A 20100-nucleotide genomic window follows, 5' to 3' on the forward strand; every position below is an offset into this window, starting at 1 on the left:
GCAATGCGAAGATGGCCTTGCGACCTGTACGAAGGCACGAGACCATAGCGTGCTTGAATGCGCATTTGAGGTGTCGCTTACGCTTAACGTCGTGCGGCCACCTATCGCAAAAATGAGCAAGACCTTTCAAGTCACAGCTAACGCCGCGGCCGCAAGTCCGCGGTTGGATACTCACGTATTGGCCGAGATACCCGCAGTTGTCGAAGAACGGGTATAAATATGTTCGGCGCTGGCAATGTTTTCATCAGGAGCCGTAAATGTCCAATTTGATCGCCACGGGCGCTGAGCGCCCCCTCGATCCCGATCAGAGTATGTCGTCAGCCATACGCTGGACGATTATGCTGCTGCTGGGCGTTGGCGTGTTAATCAGCAACATTGATCGATCGACGATGTCATCGGCGATTGCTGCGGAAAGCTTCAGAGCATATTTTGCGCTGTCCAGCATCGATAAGGGCTGGCTGAACTCGGCGTTCTTCTGGTCATACGGCATATTCCAAATTCCCGCTGGCTATATTGTCGATCGCTATGGCGTCAAATGGCCCTATGCTATCTGCTTCGCACTTTGGTGCCTGGCCGCGGCCGCGACCGGCATGATGGAAACGCTCGTCGGACTGGTTGTCATGCGCTTCCTGATCGGCGTGGCTGAATCCATGGCTATTCCAGCCAGTTTCCGCTGGCTACGCAACAATTTCAGCGAGCAGCAGAGTGGGACTGCAACCGGCTTCATCACCGCAGGCAACAAATTTGGTCCGGCGATCGGAGCGCCGATCGCAATCTGGCTGATCGATAACTACAGCTGGCGCGACATGTTCATCGCGACCGGTCTGGTCGGCTTGCTGTGGTTGATTCCATGGCTGATGATGGTTCGGAACGACTTTCCTTCCGAAGGGGCGCGCGTGACCCAAAGGCGTATCACGGCCTCGGTTCCCTTCTCGAGCATTCTTTCAAGTCCGGTTGTATGGGGGTCGATGATCGTCAACTTCTGCTACAGCTATTTCACGTTCTTCTGCATGCAATGGATGCCCGACTATCTTCACAATCATCGCGGCCTGTCTTTGGAAGTGTCTGGCATTTATACCTTTTTCAGCTTCATTGGCATTGCCGTCGTCAGCGTGGCTTCGGGCTGGGTCGCCGACCGGCTGATCGCCAGCGGACGTGACGCCGTTCTCACGCGCAAGGCTTTCACAATTGCAGGATTTCTCGGCGCATGCTCCGTCCTGCTCGGCGTGCGGGCAGAGTCGCTCGACATGGCTCTGTTTTGGAATATTTTCTCACTGACGAGCCTGGGCCTCGCAACGGCTAACCATATAGCGTTGGGGAGGATCACGTTGATCCCCAAACCCGCAGTAGGCCGGGTAACCGGAGTGCAGCAATTCGCCACTAGCTTCGCGGGCGGCCTGGCCGGAGCACTCACTGGATGGCTCTTGCACATCAGCAATAACAATTATGAGTTGCCGATGCTGACTGTCTTGATTTTCCTGATCATCGGAGCAGCCGCAACATGGATACTCATGCGGCCGAAATGGTCGCCCAAGGTCTTGGACATCTGACGGATGGATGATCCCGACTAAGCATTAAGCGCCGCTGGCAAGGCTTGGAAGTTGTAACGTTGAGGAGGATTTGGGCTTCGCCGTAGCGACAAAGGTAGATCCCGATCCTCCCGTTTAAACTGACGCTAGCGGCTGATAGGCCGTTTCCGGTGACATCATGACGCCTTTAACATGTGCTGGCGAAAACGATCGCAGGGCTAGATTTGCATGGCCCGAGCCATGTTGCTTACATCACCATGCTCAAAGTCAACGGGTGATGAAGAGGTGTTGCGGCGCAGCTGAAAATCAAGCCTCTCTCCAGTGCCGCGATACGCTGATAGAAGTCATCCCTCAGGTCCAGACTCCTATCGGCTTGGAAAGACGAGATCACCTACGGCAGCGCCAGACGCTTCTGCCGACCTTCTGCGCCGTTAGGTCAGAAAGCAAAATGTGGGATGTCTTCAGTATCATTGGACGCTCGCTTGCCACACTCATCCTGCGGTCCCTGGACAGTGGCGTTGAAGCCGATAAAGATATCGCTGGTCATCAAACCGAGTGCTTACGGCGCCCTGCTCAGATTGTGGCCATTGACCGCCAAAATATGAGTCGTTGGTGGTGGCCGACACAGATTGGCCTACATTATGAAAAGCGGTATTTCTTGATCGCAACCATCATATTTGGCTATTAACATAATATGATAACCGAGCTCAAAACGTTCGTCGCGATTGCCCGCTATGGCACTTTTTCGCAGGCAGCCGACCGTGTCGGCCTGACCCAAGCGGCTGTGAGTGGGCAGATTAAGCGACTGGAAGAACATCTCGGCGTCTCGCTGTTTGACCGGACCGGGCGATCTGCCACACTCAATGCGGATGGCGCGCGCATCCTGCCACGCGCGCAGACCATTTTGAACCTGTTCGATGTGCTCGGCGATCCAGATACGGACGCGGAAACAGGCACGCTGCGGATCGGCGCGATCTCTTCGGTTCAGTCCTCAATGCTGGCGCGCGCGCTGCTGGACTTCCGCGAACGCTATCCCAAATATGGTGTGCATGTGCTGCCCGGGCTATCCATGCACATGATAGACCAGGTGGATTCGGGGGAGTTGGACATGGCGATCCTGATTCGTCCGTCGTTCAACCTGCCGCCGGAACTGGGCTGGCACACGCTGCGGCGCGAACCCTATGTGTTGATCGCGCCTGCCGCTTGCGAAGGGGACGACTGGCAGGAGTTGATTCAGACCCAGCCCTTCCTGCGCTATCACCGGCTGTCGGTTGGTGGGCGACAGGTTGATCGTTTTCTGCGGACCATGCCCTTTGCCGTACATCCCGTTATGGAGGCATCGTTGCAGGCGATGCTGACGATGGTCCAGAATGGCTTGGGCGTCGCGTTGATCCCGGTATCGGAAGCGCATTTCCCCCTGCCTGACAAGATCCGTGCGCTGTCCCTGGGCGACCATAAATTGTTCCGAGAGATCGGCTTTGTACGATCCCGTCTAGGACAGCCGCAGCCAGCGCTCGACCATCTGTCGGACTGCCTCTCCAATGCCGCCGAAGAAGCCCCCGCTACGGGCTGCGACTGAGCGCCCCTTCATCAAAATACAGCGCCCCGCCCTCCCCATGGGGCAGCGGGGCGCGCCATATTATTTCGGCTGGATCATCGCATCCCAGTCCGCCGGCAAGTCGATCTTCTTTGCCGTGGGATAGCCATGGCTCTGGTTCTGGACATAACCGCGGCTCTGGTTGCGACCAGGATCGCCGGCGAGCACGATGCCGATGCCCTCAGGCTTCACGAATACTGGCACCAGTCGCTCCAGATCATCCGATTCCACATAGGCGTCGGAAACCATGCCATCGGCATGCAATTCTTTCAGATCAAAGCTGGTATAACCCAATTCCCATGCGTGGCGGTACAGCGTGCTGACTTTAATTTTCGTATTGTCATATATATATTGCTGCACGTCAGCCTTTGACAGGCCTTCACGCGCGAGGATGCTGGCAACGCCGGGGCTCATCAGAAGAAGCGGGAAATTCTTCGCCTTCTTGATACCTGTATGTGCCCAGCCCGCACAGGTGCCGCCGAAAATCTCGACCAGCCGATCCAGATGCTCCTTGGCGGTTTCACCGGCGGTATAGATGGGAATGGTCGAGCACATCACGCTCTGCACGGTCACGACATTGTCCTCGCGGCTAAAACCGAAGCTCTGCGAGAAGGACTGCCAGCCGATGTCGCTCACTGCATCTTCATTCTCGGCCGCCGCGACATTCATGCCGAGCCCGATCGTCGCCTTGTCGGTCTCATCCGGCGAGAACCGCAGGCCGACCAGGTTCCGCAAGAACATACGCGCAAAGCGGCCGATGCTCGTGTTGGACTGGCGGCCGACGCGCATGACGGCAGTGCCAAAGTTGAAGTCGAGCTGCTTAACAATAGGGCCGCTGACGATCACCATAGGCTCCAGCCCCGGTGTCGCGCCGAAATCACGGGCGTAGAAATTGGGTTCCGACATGGCTTCGACGATGCCGATCAGGATCGGCATATATTCCGGGCGGCACCCCGACATGACGCCATTGACCGCCGTCGCCCAGACCGTAGCTTCACGATTGGCAGGCTGGATGACTCCCAGCACTTCGCCCGGATTGCGATCAGTGAAGCGCAGGAAGGCCTCCACCCGTTCAACGGTCGGCGGCGTCACCGGCAGGCCGTCGGTCCAGTGGTTCTGGAGATAATATTCCTGTACCTCGTCGAACGTGCCGGTGAACACGACGTCCCGCGCCTCAGGCTCCACCACCTCGTCCTCGACGACCACTGTCTTGGTCAGTTCGCGGATGATATTGGGCACCAGCGTATCGGCGACATTCTTCTTCAGTTCGTCCGCGCTCTGGGTCATGATGACGCCGGGAAATTCGGATACGCCAAGATCCGCCATGCCCTCGCCGCGAGCATTGGCCGCCGCCTGGCGGAGGAAAGAGGTGGCAACGATCGTCGTCGCAGGCACACCTGCCTTTTCTGCGACGAAACTCGCGCGGACCACGGCCGGGGTGCAGGTGCCGCAGCTACCGATGCCGGTTATGACTCCATCGACGCCATATTCGCGCAGCTTGTCCGGCAGCACCGGCAGCGCTTCTTTGCCATGCTTGGGGCCATGGATATTGCCGAATTCTTCAGGCCCAACAAACTTGATGCCCGGATAGCGCTCACTCATCTCCGCCTCAATCACGGGAATCATCTCGTCATGGCGGAAGCCGTAATGCGAGAGGTGTGCGATCGTCGCCTTCGACAGATCGGAAATGCGCGGCTTGGCGTCTATTTCCTTTACCGTCGAACGGCCAAGCGGCCAGAGAACTTGATAGACGGGTTCAGTCATTGTTTGTCTCGCTTCTGCTGAATGGAAAACGAAGTGTGCCCCTGGTCAGGCCACGGGTACGTCGGAAAGGATCGCGGCGACGACTGCATGGGCGTCGGCATCGGCATCGACTAACGCCCCGCCAAAGCCGGTGCGAACGGCGCCGATCGCCCAGGCGCCGGGCTGGCTCGTGCGCAGGCCGTCGGTGACGATAACGGCGCCTTGATCATCGCGTGCAAAGTCTGGCGGCAGAAAGTCAGCAACCGGCTCGAGCCCGACGAAAGCAAAGATGGCGCTGCTCGGCAGGTCGGAAACGCTACCCTGCCCGTCCACGGTCCGGACCGCCGTCATCCCTTCGGACGGGCTACCGACGATTTCAGAAACACGGACGCAGGAGATCACCTCGATGGCAGGATGCGCGACGACCGCCTCGACAAATTCGGCGCGAGCGCGAGGGCTTTCGCCACGCATCAGGATCGTGACATGGCCGGCATAGGCGGCAAGCGCGACCGCTTCCTGAAAGGCAGCGTCGCCACCTCCGACGATCACTGCCGGCTTCCCGTGGATCAGCGGGCCATCGCAATCAGCGCAGGAGGATACTCCGCGCCCTTCATAGTCTGCTTCGCCTGGCACACCGAGCTTGCGCAGTCGCGCGCCGCTGGCGATGATCAGGTGGCGACCAACCAGTGCCTCGCCATCGGCTTGCACCTCCCATCCGCCGTCTACTGCACGGACCGTGCCGACTTGGGCCGACACATTCTGTGCGCCGCTGTCCATGACGTCCATCGCCAGATTGCCTGTCAACTCGGGACCACAGGGCGGTTCGCCCTGTGGTACTGGATGGAGTTCGTTGATGCTCATGATAAGGCCACCGGGAAACATCGCCTCGACTGTGGCGACTTTCAGCCCTTGTTCGCCGGCCTTTTTGGCCGCCTTCAGACCGGCATAGCCCTGCCCGATGATGATGGCGTCATAAGTTGGCATCCTCTCTCTCCCGATCTTTTGGAACTGTGGATGCCGTCATATCAGCCATATACGGAAACGGCCTCTGCCGATCGCTGAACCCAAGATCGAAATTTGTGATATTTGATTTTTATAGCAAATCGGGAATTTGGCATCGCGCATCCAGAAATTCGTATATTTTCGGCAATATTCTGCCATATCGCGCTATCGAAAATAAGCGTTAGAGGCGTATTCCAATGATGGATCGCATGAACGAGCCGACCCTGACCGGCCCTGAGCTGGAAAACGCGGTGGTGCGGCAGTTGCACAATGTCCGCGTCTTCCTGATTATCATGACTGCTGGCAGCATTGTCGCCGCCGCCCGGCGGATGAATAAGGCGCCCTCCGCCGTGACGCGATCGCTCCAGGAACTGGAACGCTGCATTGGGCGAACATTGTGCGAGCGCAACGCGCAGGGCGTCGTCCCCACGCCGCACGGCCGACTGACGCTGACCCGTGCGGAACGCATCGCTGATGAACTAGGGCGCGCCGCCGCCGAACTGGCTCGCGACCGCAGCCGGAGCAGCTCCGCCTCACCCAGCGCCCTCACCGATTTCCTGTTCAACGGGCGAAAGCTGGCGCTGCTCGTCCAGATCGGCGACGCTGGCACGCTGTCCGCCGCGGCCGAGCAATCGGGCATCCGCCAGTCCGGCGCCAGCATGGCCCTGTCGCGCATGGAGGCGATGTTGGGCCTCATCCTGTTCCATCGCGGCAAACATGGCCTTTCGGCAACGCAAACGGCCAAGCGCCTGATGCTGCATGCCAGGCGCGTCTTTTCCGAGTCGCGCCACCTTGCCGCGGAACTTTCCGACGAGGCGGGCGTGCTACGCGGATCGATCGTACTTGGCACCTCGCCGCTGGGACGCACCCATATCCTGCCCATGGCAGTCGCCGCCAGTCTGCGCCGTCATCCCGACATTCGCATTACCATGATCGAATCGGCCATCGGACAATTGCTGGCTTCGCTGCGTGCCGGACAGATCGACGCAGTGGTCGGCGTTCCCCGCCGAGAGGAGGAGAATAGCGGATTGACGATAGAGCCGCTGTTCCGCGATTCCATGGCCGTCATCGCCCGCGCCGACCATCCCCTTGCGGCGCGTCAGCTGTCGCATGCCGATCTGCGGGATGCCAGCTGGCTTCTACCCTGGCCTCATTCCCCCAGCCGTCAGTTGTTCGACCACGGCATCCGTACCCTTGGGTTGGAACCACCTGCTGCATCGGTTGAATCCGCCGATCTCGCCACAATCCGCCAATTGCTGCTAGCGACGGATCTGCTCGCGCTGGTCTCTGCCCGACAGATGCGGTTCGAACTGCGTTCGGGTCTGGCCGTGGAACTGTCCACGCCGCTGCCTGTCATCGCACGCGATGTCGCCCTGATCACACGCAAGCAAGCGCTGCTTTCCCCCGCCGCCGATGCGGTAATGGCCGCGATCCGCGATCAAGTCCGCGACGAAGAGGATTGAAAAAGCGACATCACCATTATCAAAGATATTGATATCAATATTGTTAACATTTAAGCAGGTCTCGTGATCGACGCTCCAGCTTTGTCCGGCGAGTCCCAACATCTCTTAACCCCTACCTAAGGTGGCTTCGTGACCTGCTCCCATTATTCAATCGAAGACGGGATCGCCGTCCTCACTATCGACAATCCGCCCGTCAACGCGCTGTCACAAGCCATACGGCAGGCCATCATCGACGCGGTTGCGAGCACCGCCGCCGACCCGAAAGCCAGCGCCCTGCTGATCACTTGCGCAGGCAAGACCTTCTGCGCGGGGGCGGACATCCGCGAATTCGACCAGCCGCCGCTCGAACCGCATCTACCTGACGTGATCGAGGCGATGCTGGCCAGTCCCAAACCCGTCTGCTGCGCCCTGCACGGCACGGTTCTGGGTGGTGGTCTGGAAATCGCAATGGCCGCGCATGGCCGGGTGGCGGCACCGGAAACGAAGCTCGGCCTGCCCGAGGTCAAGCTGGGTCTGATGCCCGGCGCGCGCGGGACGCAGCTTCTGGCCCGGCTCGTCGGCGTCGAAAAGGCACTGGCCATGGCATGCAGCGGCGATCCGATCGATGCGACCGAAGCGCTTACCGCCGGACTTATCGATATATTGGCGACCGGCGATCCGATTGATGCAGCGAAGGACTGGCTGAACCAAAATGACGCCGCGCGGCCGACCAACGAACGGCCAATCCCACTGATCGATCCAGCCGTCATCGACGCCTATCTGACCGCCAATGCGCGCAAATTTCGCGGTCTCGACGCCCCCCCGGCGATTGCCCGCGCAATCCGCGCAGCGATGGATCTACCCTATCAGGAAGCCGCAGCGTTAGAGCGCGCGCTCTTTCTGAAACTGCGCGCCGGCCCACAGTCGCGGGCACTGCGTCACTTGTTCCAGGCCGAGCGCGCCACCGCAAAGCTGCCGGAACTCGAAGGCGTCACCCCGCGTCCCATCGATCGCGTAGGCGTGATCGGCGCTGGCACGATGGGCACAGGCATCGCCATCAACTTCCTGCTGGCCGGTATCCCGGTTACGCTGGTCGAGCAAAATGAAGCAGCGCTTGGACGGGGCGTGGCGACCATTGGCAAGACCATCGATGGCAATGTCGCCAGCGCTCGCACCAACCGCGACGCCGCCGATCAGGCGGGGGCGCTGCTGACCGCCAGCCTCGACTATGCCGCCCTTTCGGACGCGGACCTAATCATCGAAGCCGCGTTCGAGACGATGGACGTCAAGACCGCGATCTTTACACGTCTGGGTGATGTGGCGCGGCCCGGCGCAATCCTGGCGACCAACACTTCCTATCTCGACGTGGACGCCATCGCCGCCGCTGGCGGACGACCCGCCGACACGGTCGGCCTGCACTTTTTTTCCCCCGCCAATATCATGAAGCTGCTCGAAATCGTGCGCGGCGCGGAGACTGCCTCCGATGTTCTGGCGACGGCGCTGGCGCTGGCGAAGCGGATAGGCAAGGTGCCGGTCGTCGCGGGCAACGCCTATGGCTTCATCGGCAACCGCATGTTGGCGGTGCGGCGGCGCGAGGCGGAAGGGATGATCACGCAAGGCGCATCGCCTTACGTCATCGACCGCGTGCTGGAAGGCTTCGGCATGCCGATGGGGCCGTTCCGGATCGGTGATCTCGCCGGTCTCGACCTCGGCTGGTCGGCGGAAACCTCGACCGGGTCGACTATCCGGGAGCGTTTGTGCGAGGCCGGTCGGCATGGCCAAAAGACCAATGCGGGCTTCTACGACTATGACGAGAGGCGCCGCCCCAGTCCCTCGCCTGTGGCAGAGGACATCATCGCAAGCTTCGCCCGCGATAAGGGTATCGCCCAGCGCGCCTTCGGCGCGGATGAGATATTGGCGCGTCTGCTCTGGCCAATGGTGGATGAAGGCGCGGCGTTGCTCAGCGAAGGCATCGCCCGCAGCGCCAGCGATATCGATATGGTGTGGCTGACCGGCTATGGCTGGCCATCCTGGACCGGTGGGCCGATGTTCCATGCCGCCGAGACGGGCTATGCGAAGGTGGTCGGGGAGTTGGAGGCGCTGGGTTACGAGCCCAGCGCGAAACTGCGCGCACTTGCAGCAGAGCAGGGATGAAGGAAGGAGTCCTGCACCTGCGGGCAAGCGCCCGCAGGTGCAGGTAATCAGACCCGCTCTACCGCGAGCGCGATGCCCTGCCCGACGCCGATGCACATGGTGCAGAGCGCTCGCTTGCTGCCGCTGCGCGCCAGTTCCTCCACCGCTGTCATCACAAGGCGCGTGCCGGACATGCCCAGCGGATGGCCCAGCGCAATCGCGCCACCATTGGGGTTGACGTGCGCGGCATCGTCAGGAAGGCCGAGTAGGCGCAACACGGCCAGCCCCTGACTGGCGAAGGCCTCGTTCAACTCGATGATGTCGAACGCGCCGATCGAAAGACCCAGACGTTCCATCAGCTTGAAACCGGCCGGAGCAGGGCCGATCCCCATGATTCGGGGCGGGACGCCGGCGGTTGCTGTCCCCAGCACCCGCGCCCGGGGTGTCAGGCCATGGCGATCGACCGCCGCCGCGCTGGCTAGTATCAGCGCCGCCGCCCCATCGTTCACGCCCGAGGCATTGCCTGCCGTCACCGTGCCATCTGCCCGCACAACCGGTTTGAGCTTCGTCAGCGCATCGAGACTGGTTTCGCGCGGATGCTCGTCGCGCACGATCAGGACCGGATCGCCCTTACGCTGGCGGATTTGGACCGGCACGATTTCCGCGTCAAACCGCCCATCCGCCATCGCCCGCGCCGCGCGCCGCTGGCTTTCGCAAGCGAAGCGATCCTGGTCGGCACGACTGATGGCAAAGTCTGTCGCCACATTCTCCGCCGTTTCTGGCATCGAATCCACGCCAAACCGGTCTTTCATGACCTCGTTGACGAAACGCCAGCCGATCGTCGTGTCATGGATGGCATTGGCCCGGCTGAAGGGCGTTTGCGCCTTGGGCATGACGAAGGGCGCGCGGCTCATACTTTCGACGCCGCCTGCCACGATCAGTTGCGCTTCACCTGCCTTAATGGCGCGCGCGGCGATGCCTACAGCGTCCATTCCAGACCCACATAAGCGATTGATGGTGGTGCCGGGCGCCTGGTCGCCCAGCCCACTCAGAAGCGCCGCCATGCGCGCGACATTGCGATTATCCTCGCCTGCCTGATTGGCGCACCCCAGGATCACCTCGTCCAGCAGGCTCCAATCGACGCCTTGATTGCGTTCCCGCAGCGCAGCCAGCGTAATCGCCGCCAGATCGTCGGGCCTGACGCCCGACAGCGCACCGCCATAACGACCGATCGGCGTACGAATGGCATCGCAAATATAGGCTTGGGCATCCGCCATAGCTCTTCTCCCGGCTCGCTGTTCAGGCGTCGAGCGACGCTATTTCTGCGCCAAGAGTCTCGCCCTGCGCATCTAGATAGCGCTCGGCGTCAAGCGCAGCCTGACAGCCGCTCGCCGCGCTGGTCACGGCTTGGCGGTAGATATGGTCCTGCACATCGCCAGCGGCGAACACACCCGGAATGCTCGTTTGCGTCGCCATGCCGCTTCGGCCGCCCCGCGTCACGATATAGCCATTCTCCAGATCGAGCTGGCCGTCGAACATCTCCGTGTTGGGCTTGTGGCCAATGGCGATGAAAACCCCGGAGACCGGCAGTTCCTCATCCGGACCACCATCAGTGCTGACGATGCGCAACGCATTCACGCCTTGTGCGTCACCCAGCACTTCGTCCAGCCTGCTGCTCCAACGGATCGTCACGTTGCCGGTGGCCGCTCGCTCGAATAGCCGGTCCTGTAATATCTTCTCGCCCCGGAACCGGTCGCGTCGGTGGATGATCGTCACATGGCTGGCGATGTTGGAGAGATAGAGCGCTTCCTCCACCGCCGTATTGCCTCCGCCGACCACCGCGACCGGCTTGCCGCGATAGAAAAAGCCGTCGCACGTCGCGCAGGCGGACACGCCCTTGCCGGCAAAGGCTTCTTCGGATGGCAGGCCGAGATATTGCGCGGTCGCCCCGGTCGCGATGATCAGCGCGTCGCAGCTATAGGTGCCAGCATCGCCCGTGAGCAGGAAAGGCCGCTGCTTCAGGTCCACGCTGGCTATATGGTCATAGACGATCTCGGTGTTGAAGCGCTCAGCGTGGCGCTGAAAACGCTCCATCAGCTCCGGCCCCTGCACGCCGTCGGCGTCGGCTGGCCAGTTGTCGACCTCAGTCGTGGTGGTCAGTTGCCCACCCTGCCACAAGCCGGTGATCAGCACCGGTTTGAGATTGGCGCGGGCGGCATAGACGGCGGCGGTAAAACCGGCAGGGCCGGAACCCAGGATGAGTAATGGCACATGGCGAATGGTCATGGCTTCGGGCACTCCTCAATAGATGATCCGCGCCTCGACCAGCCGCGCGATCTCGTCGTCGGGCAGGTTCAGCAGGCTACGGAACACGGTGTCATTATGCTCGCCCAGCCGCGGCGCAGTGCCGCGAATACAGGTCGGTGTCTCCGACAGGCGATAGGGCGCGGTGATGGTCTTGCGGCGGCCAAGCACCGGATGATCGACCTCCTGCACCTGACCGCGCGCAACGATATGCGGGTCGGTAAACAGATCTTCCGCCTTGAAACTCGGGGTCGCTGCAACGCCTTCCGCCTGAAGCAGGCGCATCACTTCGACATAGGACTTGTCGACGGTCCAGCCCGCAATCAACGCGTTCAGTCGCTTCTCGCCTGCCCTGCGGCCCAGGGCAGTCGCGAAGTCTGGGTCGGAACCCCAATCCGGGTTGCCCATCGCACGAACCATCCCGTGCCATTCGGTGTCGGAACCGACTGCGATTGACACCCATTCATCCGAACCCGCACAGCGATAGACGCTATGCGGCGCCATGATGGTATGGCTGTTACCATGGCGATGAGGGGACCGGCCATTCATCGCATAGTCCATCATCTGGTCGCCGACCATCGAGTTGATGACCTCGCAGGAGGAGGAGTCGATATATTGGCCCTTGCCGGTTTCCTGCCGGAATTTGAGTGCCACAATCGCCGCGAACACCGCCGCTGTACCGGCCCGCGCGTCGCCACCCGAATTGGTCATGGTGTTGGGTTTTTTCTCGGCATAGCCGGTCAGGTGCGACACGCCGCCAACGCTGGTGAAGCAGGGGTTATAGGCCGCATAACGCCTGAGCGGCCCGGTGCCGCCGAAGCCAGACAGCGACAGCATGATGATATCCGGTTTCACCTTGACCAGTTCGGCATAGTCGAGACCCAGCTTCTTCATGACGCCAGGACGCATGTTCTCCAGCACTAGATCCGCAGTCGCGACCAGCTGCTTCGCCAGTTCCTGTCCCTCATCGGTGGACAGGTTGATGGACACGCTCTTCTTGCCCAGATTGATCTCGAAGAAATTGCTGTTGGCTTCAAGATTGTCGGCCGCGCCATGGCCGTGCTGGGCGCGTTGCTCATCGGGCCGGGCGCGGGTCTCGATCTTGATGACTTCAGCGCCAAGCGAAGCCAGTTGCATCGTACACCAGGGACCGGCCATGACGTGGCCGAAATCGATGACGCGGATGCCTTGCAGTGCGGATTGCATATCGTTTCCCTTCACGCCGCGCTGACCAGCGACAGGCCATCCAGCACTTCGCGCGTATGCTGACCAAGCAGTGGCGCGGATCGTTTAGGCGCCAATGTCACGTTGGACGGTCGGGTCGGCTGCGCGACATATTCCAGCGGCCCGGCGACCGGATGATCGATGGTGACGAAATGGCCGCGTTCGCGAAACTGTTCGAGCTTGAACACGCCTTCGGCGGTCAGAATGGGGGCTGCGGCAGATCCTTCACGCTGGATCGCATGGAACAGTTCATCCTGCGTGACGGTCCGGGACCAAGCGTTGATGCGCTGGCGCAACTCGGCATAATTGTCCGACCGGCCCCGCTGCGTATCGAAGGGCGGTTCCTTACCCCAGGCAGGGCTGCCCATCGCGCGCCACAACCCTTCCCACTGCTGCTGCGATGAAAGGATCACGACGGCGAACTCGCCGCCAGCGCATTCGACCAGACTCTCAAGCAGCCGCCCTTTGCCTGTACGATTGGGATTGACGCCATCGTCGGCCAGCCGGCGCAATTGCGAACGTTCCAGCGTCATCATCGCATGCTGGATGGAGACATCGACATGCTGTCCGGTCCCACCCGCGTCGCGCCAAAACAAGGCCGCCAGCGTCGCAGTCGCGCCCGCCATGCCGCCGTCATACAACCCCAGATAGCCCGGCCCCTGACAGGGGGGGACGTCAAGATTGATCGCCCACATCGGCAGCAGATAGCCCTGCCCCGAAGCATGATAGAGGTTGAGATGATAGGCCTTATAATCCCGATACGGACCGACCTGTCCGAAGGGCGTAATGGAGGTGACGATAAGATTGGGGTTCAGCGCGCTTAGTTCCTCGTAGCCAAGACCCAGCTTTTCGAGCTCACCCGGCATCCGGTCCTCGATAAGCACATCGGCGGTGCGCAATAATTCGCGCAGAGCCAGCCGGCCCTCTTCTGTCTCGATATCTAGTTCGACCGAGCGCTTGTTGGTGTTGAGATAAAGAAAAGTGCCGGATGCTTCGGGATTGGGCACATCATCCTTGAACGGACCGATATAGCGTGCATCATCGCCCCGGCCCGGCTTTTCGATCTTGATGACATCCGCGCCGAAATCCGCGAGCAGCTTGCCGCAATAAGGGCCAGCGACGAAATCGGCGAGTTCGATGATCCTGGCGTTCAGTCCGTCCATAGCGGCCTCATCCTTTCTGGCTGGCCCGCGCGGCGCGGGCGCGCTCGCGTGCGGCGAAAAATTCCCGCACCGATTCCTGGTGGTCGGCTGACGAGTAACAAAAGGCCTGCGCCTGACTGGCGATCATGTTGATCTCGTCAAAACCCAGATCGAGCGACCGGTTGAGGATCGACTTGGCCATCGCCTGCGCAGTGGCGGGATGATCGGTGAACATCGTCAGATAGGCGATGGCGTTCTTGATCAGGGCATCCGCCGGCACGACGCGATCGACCAGGCCGATCTCCAGCGCCTCCGCTGCATCCAGCGTTCGCCCGGAAAAGAGCAATTCCTTTGCCTTCGCTATGCCGACGCGGCGCGGGATGTGGAAGAAGCCGCCGCCGTCCGACACTAGCCCCCGCCGCACGAAGTTCGCCGCCACCTGCGCGCTTTCGGCTAGGAAGACGAAGTCGCACGTCAGCGCGACGTCGAGGCCCAGACCAAATGCCGGGCCGTTGACCGCCGCAAGCGTCGGCTTGCCGAGGTGGAAGAGTTTGGCGAGGCTTTCATGAAAGTCCTTCTGCCGCCACCAGCCCAGTTCTCCGGCACGAGCACCCTGATCAAGCCGATCCTGCATCCCTTTGATATCGCCGCCGGAGCAGAAGGCATCGCCCGCACCGGTCAGCACCAGACCGCGGATCGACTGATCTTCCGCAATCGCATCCATCGCGACCTTGAGATCGGTGCGCAACGCATCGTCGATTGCATTGCGCACCTTCGGACGGTTTAATGTCAGAATACCGATCGTACCGTCACGGCGGAAGGCCAGCGTCGCCAGTTCTGGAAAATCGGCCATCAGTCTTCCCTCGACGGCAGTTTGACGTGAACGGTGGAATTGGTGTGGATGTCGCCATCCTGATTTTCCGCCCAGACGAACAGCTCGACCAGTCGCTGTCCCTTGTCGTCGATAAATTTGCGCTGCACGCGCCCCTTCACCCAGGTCGAATCGCCGAAGAAGTTGAAGCGTCGATCCTGGCTGTCCATCGACACGACGAAACCGTCGTCGCCCATCCAGTCGGTGACGATATGGACCAGCGTCATCTCATTATGGATACCGCCGGCATTAGCGAGCGGCGAGCCGAACATCTGCGCGGCGCGATCCGAATAATGCCAGTCGCGACGGAAGCGATGCTCGCCGGTCAGATCGTCGATCGGATGGGTGGACAGATGGTTGCGCATCGCCGCCCATTTGATTGCGAAAGCATAGACATAGCAGCTTACGACCGTGCGGGCCGACGCATCGCAAACGTCATATATGCCCTTGGCCAGCGGCGCCAGTTCCTCACCCTCGACCACTTCCTCCCAATAGCGCACCTTGCTCCCGCGTCGCTTGACGCCGGCCAGTTGCGCATCGAAATCCTCGTGGATTTCCTTGAGTTCAGCTTCGGAATAACGCTGATAATCCTTGCCGGCATATTTGGTGCCGACCTTGCTCTCCTTGCCGCTATCCCCCTCTTTGGGCTTCCGCTTGGAAGGAGGCGTGGCCAGGTAGATATTCCTCCCGGTCGCTGTCGCGATATGCTCGCCACGCTGGTTGATGAAATAGCGCGGCACGCTCTCGATGAACATGCGATAGGGTTTGCCTTTTACCTTCTTCTCCACGAAGCCGGCATATTTGTCGTAGCAGTGGAACTCGTCACCGGGGCGGAAGGGGGCATGATATTCATGCAGATTACCCGCCGCCAGCCGCGCGACACCCGGCAGGCGCAGCCGCCCGCCAAAAGAAGACCCAAAAGAGATGCAGCTTTCATAGAGCGGCGGCGCAATGATGCCGCCCCAGCGCGAATTCTGCGCATAGGTCCGGTTGCGCCATATCGGATTAGGATCGCCGATCGCATCTGCAAAATGACGGATCAGATCCTCCGTCACCAGCGCGTTGAGAATGCCGCGCTCATACTCATTGTCCATGATGCTATGGATCGGAACGGGCAGCTTCAGCTCGCCCTTGCCGGCGTTGAATTCGGCGATTTTACGATCGAGCTTCTCATTCCACTCCTGGTCCGAGAGATGATCCCAGTCGTTCGCCACCGCTGCCTCGGCCATGCCGCGCTTCCTCTCTTGTCTTGCTCGCTTCTGTCATCTGCCCTATTGTTCGATAACAAGATTGTCAACAATATCTCTCTCAATCTTGCCGATGTTGAATTGGAAATTGAAGATGACCCTGTTGGAAGACGATGGACTCCCGCCCCACAAGGCATGGCCGTTACTGTTCGTGGGCACGCATCGCCGCGCGCATCGCGCCGATCCGGAAGACATAGCCTTCGGCATCTACGCTTTTCGCATCGATCCATCTGGAGGTGCAGATTCCATGATGCCTTGCGGGATGACGCACGCGGCCCAGCCCGGTTGGATCAGCGTGCATCCTGCCGGCAAGTTCCTTTATGTAGTGAACGAAGTGCGCACCCTCGATGGACGCGATGGCGGCGCAGTCAGCGCCTTCGCCATCGACCGCGAAAATGGCGCACTCTCCCTGCTGGTCAGCCGCCCGCTGCCGCCAATGCCTTGCCATTGCACGGTCGACGCCAGCGGCCGTTTCCTGATCGTAGCGACTTTCGGCGGCGGGTCGGTGCATCTGTTCCCGATCGAGCCGGATGGCGGCATCGGCCAGGAATGCGACCGGCACATCCATAGCGGATCGAGCCTGCACCCGCAGCGTCAGACGCATCCCCATGCCCACGCCGTCCTGCTCTCCCCGGACAACCGTTTCGTTCTCGTGCCGGATCTGGGCACCGACAGCCTGCTGATCTATGGACTGGACAGCGGCAACGGTCGACTAATCCCCCGCCCGGAAAAAGCTGTAAAACTCCCCCCGCTGTCGGGTCCGCGCCATGGCGTATTTGCGCCGGACGCGCGCCACTTCTACCTGATCAACGAGATGAGCGCGACGCTGACCGTATATGACTGGCAGGCCAAGGAGGGGCGCCTCGTCTCCATACAAGCGGTTGATCTGCTGCCGCCCGATTTTGACGGGCTGCGATCCGGCGCAGCCATCGAAATTCATCCGTCGGGCCGTTTCCTCTATGCGACAACACGCAGTCATGGGTCCAGCGGGATGCCGTCGAAGCCGGGTCAGGATCTACTGATCTGGCTCCACATCGATCTTTACAGCGGCCTGCTGACGCTTGGTGACAGACTGGATTCGGGTGGCGGCATTCCCCGTAGCATCGCCCTTTCGCCCGACACGCGCCAACTGCATGTCGCACATCAATGTTCGGGCAATCTCATCGCATTCAACCTGATAGACGGCGTCCCATCACCCACAGGTCAAGTGACAAAAACCCCCGTCCCTGTCTGCATGGCCTTCGCGCCATCCCCCGCTGACTAGGCATTGGCAACCGGAAAACAATATCGTAACCAAAATCGGACGAAAAACGAATGGACTGGCATTGAACAAGAAGCCAAAACAATTGTCCCGTGACGAAGTGGTCGAGGCGGTGCGGGAAAAGATTCTAAACGGCGAACTCGTGCCCGGACAAAGGCTCGTCGAAGCGGAACTGTGCGACTATCTGAACGCCAGTCGCGGCACGGTCCGCACTGCACTGATGGACCTCACCCATGATGGCCTTATCGAACGCATCGCCAATCGCGGCGCGCGCGTACGCATCATCAGCCTGGAGGAAGCGCTCCAGATCGTGCAGGTCCGTATGGTGGTGGAGGCGCTTTGCGTGTCACTCGCGGCGGAACGGATCACCGACAAGGAAGTCGGTGACATGCGTGCTCTGGCCGAAGGCCTGAAGGATTGCGCCGAAAAGTCCGACATCGAAGGTTTTGCCCGGCATACCCACGCCATCTTCGAAACCTATGTGCGAATCGCCAACCAGCCGGTCGCAGCCGACGTGCTGCTCCGATTGCGCGCGCAGAGCACACGCCACCGCTTCCGCCTCACCTATCGTGCCGGGCGATCGAAGATATCCCTACCCTTCTGGCTCGATATCGTGGAGGCGATCTGCAATCGCCAACCGCAGGCAGCTCACGATGCGCTATGCCGATTGGTGAGCAATATCGAGGATTCGATGAGAGCCGTCGCTGAAGAACCCGCACCCCTGGGTCGCCGCTAAAGCCTCAGCGCAACTCTTTTCCCTCATCGGGATGAAGTTGCGAAAAGGGAATTAGCGATACCGCCGACAGAAGCCCGATCGCGAAGAAGGTTGCAGAAAAGTCGCCCTGCGCCAGATGGACGGCATCGCCACCATGCCATCGGGAAAAGATGCCGAGAAGCGTCGCTGCGAACACCACGCCGATCGCCGACGCCGTTTGCTGCGCCATAGCCACCAACGCGGTGGCGTGGGCCATGCGCTCGGGCGGGACATCTACGAAGCCGATCGTATTGAGCGACACCAGACAGAGTGAACTGGTCAACCCGCCCACGAAGAATATTCCGAACATAATCGAATGCGGCATGGTCGGAACCAGCAATCCGTAGGCGCCAAGCATCAGCGCCGCCATCAGGTTGGCGCCCAGGAACAGGCTGCGAAAGCTGACCCGCCGCATCGCCCGCTTCATAAAGAGCCGCGTGCCCAGTGCCCCGGCTGCAACGCCGGAGGACATCAGGCCTGCATCAAGCGGTTTCATACCAAACCCCAGTTGCAGCATTAGCGGCACCAGAAAGGGCACAGCGGTGTTGGCCAGTCGCATCGGGAAAGCGCCAACGACGTTTATGCGGAACGTCTTGATCGTCAGAATGCGCAGATCGATGACGGGTGCAGCCACGCGCAGACTATAGCGGATATAGAGCAACAGCGACACAACGCCCGTCCCGATAAACGCATAGGAGGTCCAAGAGCTGACAAGGCCCCGACTGACTGCCTCGATTCCCCCAAGCGTTGCGCCAAGGCCGATGCCCATCAACGCAAAGCCCCTACTGTCGAAGGGGCGCCGTTTGGCTTCGCCGGTATCGGCATCGACGAACGCTATCGCAAGCAAGATGGCGATCAAGCCCAACGGAATATTCACCAGAAAGATCCAGCGCCACGACGCGATCGATATGATCGCACCGCCGATAAGGGGACCTAGCAGGCGGCCAATCGTCGGCGGCAACGTGAACCAGACCATCGCCGCCATCAGTTCAGATGCGGGCACCGTGCGTAAAAGGATCAATCGTCCGACTGGTACCATCAGTGCCGCGCCAAAGCCCTGCAACACGCGACAGATGATCAGCAACGTGGCTGATTGCGCCATCCCACATAGAGCCGATGCGCCGGAAAAGATCAGGATGGCGCTGCAGAACATGCGTTTGGCACCAAAGCGATCCACCAGCCAGGCGCTGATCGGCAGAAACACTGCAAGACTTACCGCATATGCAGCGATCACGAGATTGAGCTGAAGCGGGACCACGCCTAGCGACCTTGCCATGTCAGGCAGGGCCACACTGGTAGCCATCATGTCGACATTTTGGAGGAACATCGGCGCTGCGATGATGAGCGGGATAAATTTCCGTGTGGCTGCCATCAATTGGAGCCGTCGATTTTCAGGGCTGTCGATGCCCAATCTGCCCTATCGGTCATAACGCCCCAATTCAGCTCACATTTTTGTTACCATTCTTGTAAACGTTTTTATCCTCTATCGTGCGCGGCGCGCACTCGCAACAACTCTGTCGCGAATTTGAAATCGTAACTACCATCATTTCTGCCCGTCGCTGTGCTCGCAGGACCCTGAGCGCTGCGATTCACCGATAGTATGAGCCCAAAAAAGCCTCTTTTCTGACAACAACAAGACAAGAAGTGGATCAGCGCGGTACTGTGGGTCCTGATGGGATGAACAACCAAGCCAACCGCACGACAAACGATAGCGCCGTTGTTCTAGCTAAGAGCGGCGGGGGGGCCAGCAGTGCAATTCCGTTCCCCCACACCGTTCGGTCAGTCAGCCTAAAGTCATTGCTGCGCAATGTAGATTGCGGCATAATCAACTTCGGCGGGCAGACCTTCTGA

General features: G+C 60.4%; 15 protein-coding genes. 6 read left to right on the top strand and 9 right to left on the bottom strand.

The genetic code is table 11. From position 1 onward, the window contains the following. Positions 1-257 precede the first annotated feature (257 nt). Positions 258-1550, top strand: a complete 1293-nt coding sequence (locus tag BMY84_RS18475) for an MFS transporter (protein ID WP_093085597.1) — start codon at positions 258-260, stop codon at positions 1548-1550. 673 nt (positions 1551-2223) lie between these two features. Continuing rightward, positions 2224-3108, top strand: a complete 885-nt coding sequence (locus BMY84_RS18485) for a LysR family transcriptional regulator (RefSeq protein WP_093085600.1) — start codon at positions 2224-2226, stop codon at positions 3106-3108. Positions 3109-3168: 60 nt separating this feature from the next. On the opposite strand, the gene BMY84_RS18490 is transcribed toward BMY84_RS18485, so the two are convergent. Together BMY84_RS18490 and BMY84_RS18495 are read right to left on the bottom strand one after the other, a co-directional pair. Next, complete coding sequence (locus tag BMY84_RS18490; protein WP_093085601.1) at positions 3169-4890, bottom strand: UGSC family (seleno)protein; 1722 nt, start codon at positions 4888-4890, stop codon at positions 3169-3171. Positions 4891-4935: 45 nt separating this feature from the next. Continuing rightward, on the bottom strand, positions 4936-5853 hold the full coding sequence (locus BMY84_RS18495) for an NAD(P)/FAD-dependent oxidoreductase (RefSeq protein WP_093085603.1): 918 nt from the start codon (positions 5851-5853) through the stop codon (positions 4936-4938). 227 nt (positions 5854-6080) lie between these two features. Between BMY84_RS18495 and BMY84_RS18500 the strand changes: the two genes are divergently transcribed. Next, positions 6081-7334 carry a LysR family transcriptional regulator gene (locus tag BMY84_RS18500; RefSeq protein WP_177204076.1) on the top strand — a complete coding sequence of 418 codons (1254 nt, stop codon included), beginning with the start codon at positions 6081-6083 and terminating at the stop codon, positions 7332-7334. Between the two features lie 129 nt (positions 7335-7463). Continuing rightward, on the top strand, positions 7464-9467 hold the full coding sequence (locus tag BMY84_RS18505) for a 3-hydroxyacyl-CoA dehydrogenase NAD-binding domain-containing protein (RefSeq protein WP_093085606.1): 2004 nt from the start codon (positions 7464-7466) through the stop codon (positions 9465-9467). Positions 9468-9514: 47 nt separating this feature from the next. On the opposite strand, the gene pcaF is transcribed toward BMY84_RS18505, so the two are convergent. Genes pcaF through BMY84_RS18535 form a run of 6 tightly spaced genes read right to left on the bottom strand, consistent with a single transcriptional unit; the run spans position 9515 to position 16216 of the window. Then, the gene (gene pcaF, locus BMY84_RS18510) at positions 9515-10723 is read right to left on the bottom strand and encodes a 3-oxoadipyl-CoA thiolase (protein WP_093085607.1); all 1209 of its coding nucleotides are present in this window, start codon (positions 10721-10723) and stop codon (positions 9515-9517) included. Between the two features lie 22 nt (positions 10724-10745). Further along, a complete protein-coding gene (gene trxB, locus BMY84_RS18515) occupies positions 10746-11732 on the bottom strand; it encodes a thioredoxin-disulfide reductase (RefSeq protein WP_093085609.1) in 987 nt (328 codons plus the stop codon). 15 nt (positions 11733-11747) lie between these two features. Next, positions 11748-12956 carry a CaiB/BaiF CoA transferase family protein gene (locus BMY84_RS18520; protein ID WP_093085610.1) on the bottom strand — a complete coding sequence of 403 codons (1209 nt, stop codon included), beginning with the start codon at positions 12954-12956 and terminating at the stop codon, positions 11748-11750. 11 nt (positions 12957-12967) lie between these two features. Next, the gene (locus BMY84_RS18525) at positions 12968-14137 is read right to left on the bottom strand and encodes a CaiB/BaiF CoA transferase family protein (protein WP_093085612.1); all 1170 of its coding nucleotides are present in this window, start codon (positions 14135-14137) and stop codon (positions 12968-12970) included. Positions 14138-14144: 7 nt separating this feature from the next. Continuing rightward, positions 14145-14969 (bottom strand): enoyl-CoA hydratase/isomerase family protein, encoded by an 825-nt coding sequence (locus BMY84_RS18530; protein WP_093085613.1) that lies wholly within the window; start codon positions 14967-14969, stop codon positions 14145-14147. Then, the gene (locus tag BMY84_RS18535) at positions 14969-16216 is read right to left on the bottom strand and encodes an FAS1-like dehydratase domain-containing protein (protein WP_093085615.1); all 1248 of its coding nucleotides are present in this window, start codon (positions 16214-16216) and stop codon (positions 14969-14971) included. The genes BMY84_RS18530 and BMY84_RS18535 overlap by 1 nt, the downstream gene beginning before the upstream one ends. A gap of 112 nt (positions 16217-16328) precedes the next feature. On the opposite strand from BMY84_RS18535, the gene BMY84_RS18540 reads away from it, so the two are divergent. Beyond that, on the top strand, positions 16329-17498 hold the full coding sequence (locus tag BMY84_RS18540) for a lactonase family protein (protein WP_177204077.1): 1170 nt from the start codon (positions 16329-16331) through the stop codon (positions 17496-17498). A 61-nt stretch (positions 17499-17559) separates the two neighbouring features. Beyond that, positions 17560-18231 carry a GntR family transcriptional regulator gene (locus BMY84_RS18545; protein ID WP_093085618.1) on the top strand — a complete coding sequence of 224 codons (672 nt, stop codon included), beginning with the start codon at positions 17560-17562 and terminating at the stop codon, positions 18229-18231. 4 nt (positions 18232-18235) lie between these two features. Here BMY84_RS18545 and BMY84_RS18550 read toward each other — a convergent pair whose 3' ends face one another. Beyond that, positions 18236-19660 carry an MFS transporter gene (locus BMY84_RS18550; protein WP_218146985.1) on the bottom strand — a complete coding sequence of 475 codons (1425 nt, stop codon included), beginning with the start codon at positions 19658-19660 and terminating at the stop codon, positions 18236-18238. Between the last annotated feature and the right edge of the window lie 440 nt (positions 19661-20100).

It is taken from the genome of Sphingobium sp. AP50, from assembly GCF_900109095.1.
Classification (GTDB): domain Bacteria; phylum Pseudomonadota; class Alphaproteobacteria; order Sphingomonadales; family Sphingomonadaceae; genus Sphingobium.

Excerpts from the sequence above, each read along its gene's own strand:
- BMY84_RS18475 (WP_093085597.1), top strand. The coding sequence starts at position 258 with ATGTCCAATTTGATCGCCACGGGCGCTGAGCGCCCCCTCGATCCCGAT.
- BMY84_RS18485 (WP_093085600.1), top strand. The coding sequence starts at position 2,224 with ATGATAACCGAGCTCAAAACGTTCGTCGCGATTGCCCGCTATGGCACT.
- BMY84_RS18490 (WP_093085601.1), bottom strand. The coding sequence starts at position 4,890 with ATGACTGAACCCGTCTATCAAGTTCTCTGGCCGCTTGGCCGTTCGACG.
- BMY84_RS18495 (WP_093085603.1), bottom strand. The coding sequence starts at position 5,853 with ATGCCAACTTATGACGCCATCATCATCGGGCAGGGCTATGCCGGTCTG.
- BMY84_RS18500 (WP_177204076.1), top strand. The coding sequence starts at position 6,081 with ATGAACGAGCCGACCCTGACCGGCCCTGAGCTGGAAAACGCGGTGGTG.
- pcaF (WP_093085607.1), bottom strand. The coding sequence starts at position 10,723 with ATGGCGGATGCCCAAGCCTATATTTGCGATGCCATTCGTACGCCGATC.
- trxB (WP_093085609.1), bottom strand. The coding sequence starts at position 11,732 with ATGACCATTCGCCATGTGCCATTACTCATCCTGGGTTCCGGCCCTGCC.
- BMY84_RS18520 (WP_093085610.1), bottom strand. The coding sequence starts at position 12,956 with ATGCAATCCGCACTGCAAGGCATCCGCGTCATCGATTTCGGCCACGTC.
- BMY84_RS18525 (WP_093085612.1), bottom strand. The coding sequence starts at position 14,137 with ATGGACGGACTGAACGCCAGGATCATCGAACTCGCCGATTTCGTCGCT.
- BMY84_RS18530 (WP_093085613.1), bottom strand. The coding sequence starts at position 14,969 with ATGGCCGATTTTCCAGAACTGGCGACGCTGGCCTTCCGCCGTGACGGT.
- BMY84_RS18535 (WP_093085615.1), bottom strand. The coding sequence starts at position 16,216 with ATGGCCGAGGCAGCGGTGGCGAACGACTGGGATCATCTCTCGGACCAG.
- BMY84_RS18540 (WP_177204077.1), top strand. The coding sequence starts at position 16,329 with ATGACCCTGTTGGAAGACGATGGACTCCCGCCCCACAAGGCATGGCCG.